Source organism: Mucilaginibacter sp. P5_A6 (genome assembly GCF_056400585.1).
Window position 1 is genome coordinate 1 of record NZ_JBFUKZ010000055.1, and the last position, 7,374, is coordinate 7,374.

The 7,374-nt window shown below is 40.5% G+C and carries 6 protein-coding genes; 5 read left to right on the plus strand and 1 reads right to left on the minus strand.

The genetic code is table 11. The features are described 5' to 3' along the window. Nucleotides 1-231: 231 nt before the first annotated feature. Complete coding sequence (locus AC1DO4_RS27335; protein WP_477420938.1) at nucleotides 232-1,896, plus strand: cyclic peptide export ABC transporter; 1,665 nt, start codon at nucleotides 232-234, stop codon at nucleotides 1,894-1,896. 47 nt (nucleotides 1,897-1,943) lie between these two features. Beyond that, nucleotides 1,944-3,803 (plus strand): TauD/TfdA family dioxygenase, encoded by a 1,860-nt coding sequence (locus AC1DO4_RS27340; RefSeq protein ID WP_477420939.1) that lies wholly within the window; start codon nucleotides 1,944-1,946, stop codon nucleotides 3,801-3,803. A gap of 262 nt (nucleotides 3,804-4,065) precedes the next feature. Here AC1DO4_RS27340 and AC1DO4_RS27345 read toward each other — a convergent pair whose 3' ends face one another. Then, complete coding sequence (locus AC1DO4_RS27345; RefSeq protein ID WP_477420940.1) at nucleotides 4,066-5,073, minus strand: serine hydrolase domain-containing protein; 1,008 nt, start codon at nucleotides 5,071-5,073, stop codon at nucleotides 4,066-4,068. 221 nt (nucleotides 5,074-5,294) lie between these two features. On the opposite strand from AC1DO4_RS27345, the gene AC1DO4_RS27350 reads away from it, so the two are divergent. From AC1DO4_RS27350 to AC1DO4_RS27360, 3 genes are all read left to right on the plus strand, one after another. After that, entirely contained in the window at nucleotides 5,295-6,005 is a 711-nt protein-coding gene (locus tag AC1DO4_RS27350; RefSeq protein ID WP_477420941.1) for a thioesterase II family protein, read from the plus strand. A 99-nt stretch (nucleotides 6,006-6,104) separates the two neighbouring features. Beyond that, nucleotides 6,105-6,914 carry a hypothetical protein gene (locus AC1DO4_RS27355; protein WP_477420942.1) on the plus strand — a complete coding sequence of 270 codons (810 nt, stop codon included), beginning with the start codon at nucleotides 6,105-6,107 and terminating at the stop codon, nucleotides 6,912-6,914. Between the two features lie 9 nt (nucleotides 6,915-6,923). Next, the coding region (locus AC1DO4_RS27360) for a hypothetical protein (RefSeq protein ID WP_477420943.1) at nucleotides 6,924-7,374 on the plus strand (451 nt) is incomplete at its 3' end.

Sequence of the window (7,374 nt, forward strand, 5' to 3'; positions counted from 1 at the left end):
GATTTCAGCAATAGGCAATACAGAAAAACTACAGTTGAGCAACTTGCAGATGCTTTTAAAAACTGTTTAATGAAAATTGCAGATTTAGCAACTAAAGAATTGACAGGATGACGTATCTCCATTACCTTTTGTCATCCCCGGGTGCAACGAGGGGATCTTATCAGCCTTGCAAATGCAGTAATCCAACCACTTAAAGATTTACATAAAAACGTACATTCATAAAAATAGAGCATGTTTATTTTAAAAATATTTCAAAACCGATCCAAGCTGTTTTATGCTGCACTGCTTTTATTAGGGATAATCAACAGTGTAACATCGAGTGTGTTACTGCTGTTTATTCAAAGTGCCCTGCAACAGAAGCCCTTCCCGATTTTGCCGGGTTACGGCTGGGCTACGTTTAGCGTTTCTTTGGTGATCGCCATTATTTCAACCAAAATCTTCCAAACCTATATCGTAAAACTCACACAGGAGATTTTATATGACTATGAATTAAATGTGCTCGAAAAATTGCGCTTTACGTCGTATTTCGATTTCCAAAACCTGGGTTCGCAGCGTATTTATACCGCCATTAACGATGTGAGGGTATTAGCCATGGTGCCCGAAGTATTGGTGGTGTTGGTCAACTCGTCTATTGTGGTTATATGTGCTTTGGGTTATATGTTTTGGATTTCCCCTGCCGGAGGGGCCAGTATGCTTGCCTTAATGATTGGTTTGCTGGCATTTTACATGTTCCGCAATAATTTGATTAAGGCGAACTTGAATAAAGTACGGGATCTTCAGGACACCTATCACAAATATTTACTGGATTTATTGAACGGATTTAAAGAGGTGAAAATGAGCATCAGCCGAAATGAAAATCTGTTTAACAAATATTTAAAAGCAAATCGGGTAGAAGCAAGAGCAATCGGGCAGAATACTGCAATACGTTACCTGGATAATGAACTGATTGGTAGGTATAGTTGGTACATCGCGTTAGGAGTGGTTCTGTTTGTATTGCCGGCATTGTTAAATATGAAGGCAACAGATTATTCGCCTTTCATCATCGTGGTGCTTTTTTTAATGGGTCCATTATCGTTATTGGTAGGAATCCTATCTCACTTAAATAATATTAAAGTGGCAATAACCCGAATTGAAAAAGTTGAAGCAGACATCAATGTAAAATCAAATTCGGTTCTAGGTCATGGAGATTTAAAGGAAATCAATAAAAACTTTGATATGCTGGTATTTGATGAGGTTACTTACAAATATTTCGATGAATCAAAGAAAAGCACTTTCACTGTTGGACCAATAAGTTTAACCATTAAAAAAGGCGAAGTGATTTTTATTACCGGTGGGAATGGAAGCGGTAAAAGTACGTTCATAAACCTTTTAACAGGATTATATCAAGTTACCAGTGGTGCCATTTACCTAAACGGTACCCGAATAACACCACAACTGCAAGCAAATTACCGCAATCAGTTTGCCGCCATTTTCACCAACAACTATTTGTTTGGAGAAAACTACAACGATTTTGAACTGCATACACATAATGAAGAGTTAATGTCATATACAGAAATGATGCGAATGGCAGGTATCCTGAAAATTGATGATGCGGGTAAGAAAATTGATATCGGTTTATCTAAAGGTCAGAGCAAACGTTTAGCCTTAATTTATGCACTAATGGAACAGCGCCAAATATTCGTGCTGGATGAATGGGCTGCAGAACAAGACCCGATATTCCGAACTTATTTCTACGAAAAAATTCTTGTGGACCTTCAGAACATGGGCAAAACGGTGATTGCCGTTACGCATGACGATCATTATTTTCAGCATTGTGACCGGATACTGAAATTTGATTACGGAAAAATTATTGAAGACAAAACAGTACGGAAAAGTAGAAAAGTCTTAGCACATTAGGATTGCCTCGGCTCAATTAATAAACACAGAAATAAATATACCTGCATATGATACCTAAGAAAATGGGGCTTCAAAGTCTCTTAAATACCAAACCTGTTTCGGTGAACATAGTAGATTTTCCGGAAGTAAAATTGTCTTCTTTACGGCTTGATAAAGGAGACGTTGCCATGTATTTGGCTCCAGAACCCATTTCGCTGGAAGACTGGATTAAAGAAAACAAAGCGCTCATCGAAAAGAAATTCGCGGAAGAGGGATTAGTACTTTTTCGTGGTTTTGAAGTAAAAGGAAATTCGGAGTTTAACGCTGCTACGCAAATTCTGTCGAATGAATTAATGGATTACTCGGAACCCTCTACTCCACGCAGTAAGGTTGCGGATAAGGTATATACTTCTACAGAATATCCTAAAGACCAATTTATACCGATGCATAACGAGCATTCGTACAGTAATAACTGGCCACAAAAAATATGGTTTTATTGTGCGCAACCTTCAGAAACGGGCGGTCAAACTCCTATTTGCGACAGCCGTGGTGTGTACGAACTTATTGATGCCACCATCCGGGAAGAATTTATACGCAAAGGCGTGATGTATGTGCGAAATTTTAGCGATGATCTAGATTTGCCATGGCAACAGGTTTTTCAAACAGAAAGTAAAAGTGAGGTAGAAGATTATTGCCGGAAAGCTGGTATTGGCTATGAATGGAAAGCTGATAGGAACCTTCGCACCAAACAGGTTTGCCAGGCGGTATTTCGTCATACCAAAACCAATGAATGGGTTTGGTTTAATCAGGCGCACCTTTTTAACATCTCTAACCTTGAACCGGGCGTACAAGAATTTTTGATTGCCCAATGCGGTATCGATAACGTTCCAAGAAACAGTTGTTTTGGCGATGGAAGCCCAATTCCAGATACGTATTTGTCAGAAATCCGCCGTGCATACGAAGAAACGAAATTGATTTTCGATTGGCAGAAAGGCGATATGCTGATGATTGATAATGTATTGTTTGCCCATGGAAGAAACCCTTTTTTGGGAGATCGTAAAGTGATGGTAGCCATGGCCGAACCATATCATCACCATGCGGAAAATGATGAGCCAACAAGCCAAAAAATAGTGTCGGAAACCCGTAGGGAGACTGCTCAATTTTTTATTAACAAGTCGGCTAATGATCAAGATCATAATCTGTTAAAATACAAGTTGGCTATAGCTTACCGCATCATGGTAACCGAAAAACTGGATGAAGGCGGTATCAGTGGGCATATCACCATGCGTGTTCCGGGCCAACCGGATGCTTTTTGGGTGAACCCATTCGGTTTGGCGGCAGAGGAAGTAACTCCCCAAAATCTTATTAAAGTTGATAAAACCGGAAAAGTGCTTGAAGGAGACTATCCGGTAAACGTAGCCGGATTTTGTATCCATGCTGCTATTCATGAAGCCTGGCCACACCTCAATTGTATAGTTCACACACATTCGCCATGGGGTACGCTTTTTAGTGCGCTTGGTCGTAAAATAGAACCTATCGACCAAAACTGTTGTTTGTTTTTTGAAAACCATACCCTATACGATCAATACAACGGTCCGGTAAATGATCCGCAAGACGCTTATAATCTAGCAAAAGCACTTAACGGAATGGATGCTGCCGTATTGCGTAACCACGGTACCATCACGTGCGGAAATACCATTGAGGCTGCGGTTATGCGAATGGTAGCCATAGAACGTGCCTATCGTTTGAATATTTTGGCATTGGAACAACAGGATTTAAAACTGGTAGACGAAGATACCGCCAGACTTACCCGCGAGTGGATTGGTAACGATATCGGTTTCGCCATAGAGTTTAATGCCCTGATGAGAAAGGCAGAGCGGCTATATCCCGGACTACAGCACCCTGAACAAATAAGCTGGGGTAATTAAAGCCTCAACTAAAAACAGGAGGGAGGTATAGCACGCGGTAGAGAGCTCGCAAAAAAAGAATGCCATTCTTTTGTGAGGAGGGGGCCTTTTTGTCATCTCGGGCGCAGCGGTGAGATCTTAGCATCTGGTTAGGATAGATTTTCAAAATCAGGATGGAGTCCTCAGTTTTCATAAATCAGGCGGTTCCAATATTTAGCGTAGAACCTTATCCGGTAAAACCACCCTCACCTTTCTTCCCTGGAGAAGGACCGCGGATAAGGCTCTACCTACATGGAAACCCATTCCAATTATACTCGGCACTTACTGCTTTAAACACTTCCTTAATCAGATATTTACCATTATCAGAATTCGTCAGAACAACCACCCCGTAACCGTTTTTTCGGTGGGCTATCATGTTGGTTTGGAAACCAACGTTGTTACCATTATGTGAGAAATAGTCGCCGTTACCGTCGAGGTAAAAACCTAAACCATAAATTGGGTTGTTAAAAGGTTTCAGCATTTCGTTGGTCATTTGTTGATTTAATATTTTATTTGACTGGTTGTTTAACGACAACTGAATTTCCACCAATACCTTGGCAAGGTCTTCGGCTGTGGTTACAACTCCTCCGGCAGCAACAGGATAAATGCTCCATTCCCCGGGAATTACTTTGCCCGTTTTATCATGACCATGGGCGAGATGATCATTATTTGTAACTGAGGTGGTAAAATAGCTGTTTTTCATTCCAAGCTTATCGAAAACAGTTTGTTGCATTAGCTGCCGAAAGTCTTTTTTAGTGATATCCGTCATGGCTTGTTCCATGATGCAAAATCCCCCTCCAGAATAGAGAAATTGTTTCCCGGGAGTTTTTATAATGCGCACAGGCTTTAAGCCGCTTTGCGAACCACCATTTAAAATATCCAGGATGGATGGGTAGGGTTTGCTCCGGTCGTAACCGGCAAATCCGTCTATATTTATGCCCCCGGTATGGCTTAATAAATGCCTTAACGTAACCGGATGTGTGTTTTTGTTATCCGGCAACTGCCATGATTTTAACGCCGTGTTTATGTTTTCATCCAGAGATAGTTTTCCTTCCTGAACCTGCTTAAGTATAGCTAATGCACTGATGGCTTTACTAATGGAAGCCGCCTGAAATAAAGTTTGATCGGTAACCGGTTTCTGACTTTCAGCATCCATTACTCCGTAATGCTTTACAGACACAATTTTGAAATTATAGATGATGGCAATACTTGCTCCCGGAATATGGTTGCGTTTCATAGTTGCTTCAATCATATCCTGGGATAATTTTGGTTGATTTAAATTTCCATTTCCACAAGAAACCAATACAAAAATGCCCCAAAGTAGGTTAATTAAGAGTGACTTCATAGCCCGAAAGTACAGTTTTTGGGTTTTCATAAAATGTGGTTGCAGGTAAGTTTACAATATGATAATGTGCGACTGTAAATTTCCGCGTGCTTAGTTTTTACCTTTGGCACGTCTTACCGACACTATCTATGGGAAAAATAACAATCTATTGTTTCCCCTTTGCGGGAGGGAGCAAGTACTCTTACAGAGAGTTTACAGCAAATGCCCCAACTTCACTCAATTTTATTCCGTTAGAGTGGCCAGGAAGGGGAGCACGTTTTAAAGAACCTGTTTTGAATGATCTGGACTCAATTGTTGAAGATGCTTTTAACAACCTAAAAGATCAATTAGACTGGAACCAACCGTATGCTTTTTACGGGCATAGCATGGGGGCAACCGTTGGCTTTTTGGTGGCTCAAAAAATTGCTCAATCTTCATTGCCTAAACCTCTTCATTTATTCTTTACAGGACGGTCTGCACCGTCGGTTAAAAGAAATCTGGCGTACTTTCATTTGTTGCCTAAAGCTCAATTTATTCAAAAAATACGGGAGTTGGGTGGGATGCCCGAAGAAATTCTGGGAAACAGCGATTTGATGGATTTCTTCGAACCGATTCTCCGGGCAGATTTTGAAGCTTTGGAAAAGCATGATTATCAACCGTCAGAACCACTGGATATACCTATCGATGTAGTGATTGGCACCAAAGAAGACATCAGTATGGAGCAGGCATTTGCCTGGAAAAAAGAGAGTACAGCACCGGTCCAGATAAAAAAAATGGATGGCGACCACTTTTTTATTTTTAACCACTCTGTGCATATGATGCAGTTTATTGCTGAGAAATTGAAGGTTAAAAGCTTCTGAAGCTTATTTCAAATAAAGAACATGCATACCTGCGGATGCTACCCTTTTCCGTACACTGCGTTAGCAGGCTGCTAACGCGCTTTCAAAACAGCATGGCTTATGAAGTATCAAATTATTGCATTAGTTTTTGGGTTTACAATTGTTACGGCTTCTGCACAAGAAATGGATTCGAAAACAAGATTGCTGAGTATTGGGGCGGGAACATCCTACGTAACCGTACGCGATTTTGCTGCTTCTCCGCTGCGCTTTGGCGGATTGGGGGTTTACGGACAGCTTGGGTATGAATGGAATAACAAAATAAAGTTTCAAAATATCAGGCTAAATTTCCAAACCTCGGGGCTAAACAATTCAACCAGCTACCGTTCGGATACCAGAGCGTATGGCGGTAAAATATCCTACTCGTATTTACGCCGAATAGGTTCAGCAAAGCAACTTGGTTTTAGATTGGGTGGTATAGTAGATATTTGGGGGAATGCACGGGTAAAGCAGCAGCGGAAAAACAATCCGGTAAGTTATGATGCAGGCGCTTCGCTCACGTTGGCTACCCATTTTTCAAAGCATGTTTCGGTGTCAAAAAGTATCCTGCAGCTAGATTACTCGCTGGCTGTGCCTGTTTTAACCTATCTAATAAGACCGGCTTACGGCGTTCCGTATCCTAAAAATTATTTAGAAGATGGGGTTTACAATCCAAAAGATGAAGGGATAGCCGGACCATTTTTAAAAAGTGGCAGCCTGGTGACTTTTAATGATTTTTTTAGAGTTCAATCAAACGTCACAATAACATATCCTATAAAAAGTAGAAATGCCCTGCGCCTTGGTTATGGTTGGGATTTCTATTCAATTCAGTCGTTAAAAAAGGTGCAGCTTGCTGACCACACGGTATCACTTTCTTTATTGATAAACCTTTAAAAGCACTTTATGATTAATAGAAAAATTGCATATGGCTGCTTCCTGCTGGCTTTTCTGTTCAGTTCTTGCGAAAAGGCATTCATCGAATCCGGCGAAAGCAAAAATCCTGTCGAAAATTTTGATGCATTGTTTCAATCGTTTGAGGAGCATTACACCTATTTTGAATACAAAAATCTAGATCCCCAAGTTCTTTACAACACCTATCGCTCAAAAATAACCGCATCTACAACAGACAACCAACTTTTTGATGTAATGTCAGAAATGCTTGATCAGTTAAAGGACGGGCACGTTTCACTCACATGTCCCGGTAGAACATATTTTTACAACATATCCAGGTCATACCCGTCAAATTTTGATTTTAAACTCATCGAAAAAAATTATTTACTTAATGGCAATGCAACTTCTTATCAAAGAAACGGCGCCTTTGCTTACAATATTTTAGATGGTGGTGTTGGTTACA

Excerpts from the sequence above, each read along its gene's own strand:
- AC1DO4_RS27345 (WP_477420940.1), bottom strand. The coding sequence starts at position 5,073 with ATGATTGAAGCAACTATGAAACGCAACCATATTCCGGGAGCAAGTATT.
- AC1DO4_RS27335 (WP_477420938.1), top strand. The coding sequence starts at position 232 with ATGTTTATTTTAAAAATATTTCAAAACCGATCCAAGCTGTTTTATGCT.
- AC1DO4_RS27355 (WP_477420942.1), top strand. The coding sequence starts at position 6,105 with ATGAAGTATCAAATTATTGCATTAGTTTTTGGGTTTACAATTGTTACG.
- AC1DO4_RS27340 (WP_477420939.1), top strand. The coding sequence starts at position 1,944 with ATGATACCTAAGAAAATGGGGCTTCAAAGTCTCTTAAATACCAAACCT.
- AC1DO4_RS27350 (WP_477420941.1), top strand. The coding sequence starts at position 5,295 with ATGGGAAAAATAACAATCTATTGTTTCCCCTTTGCGGGAGGGAGCAAG.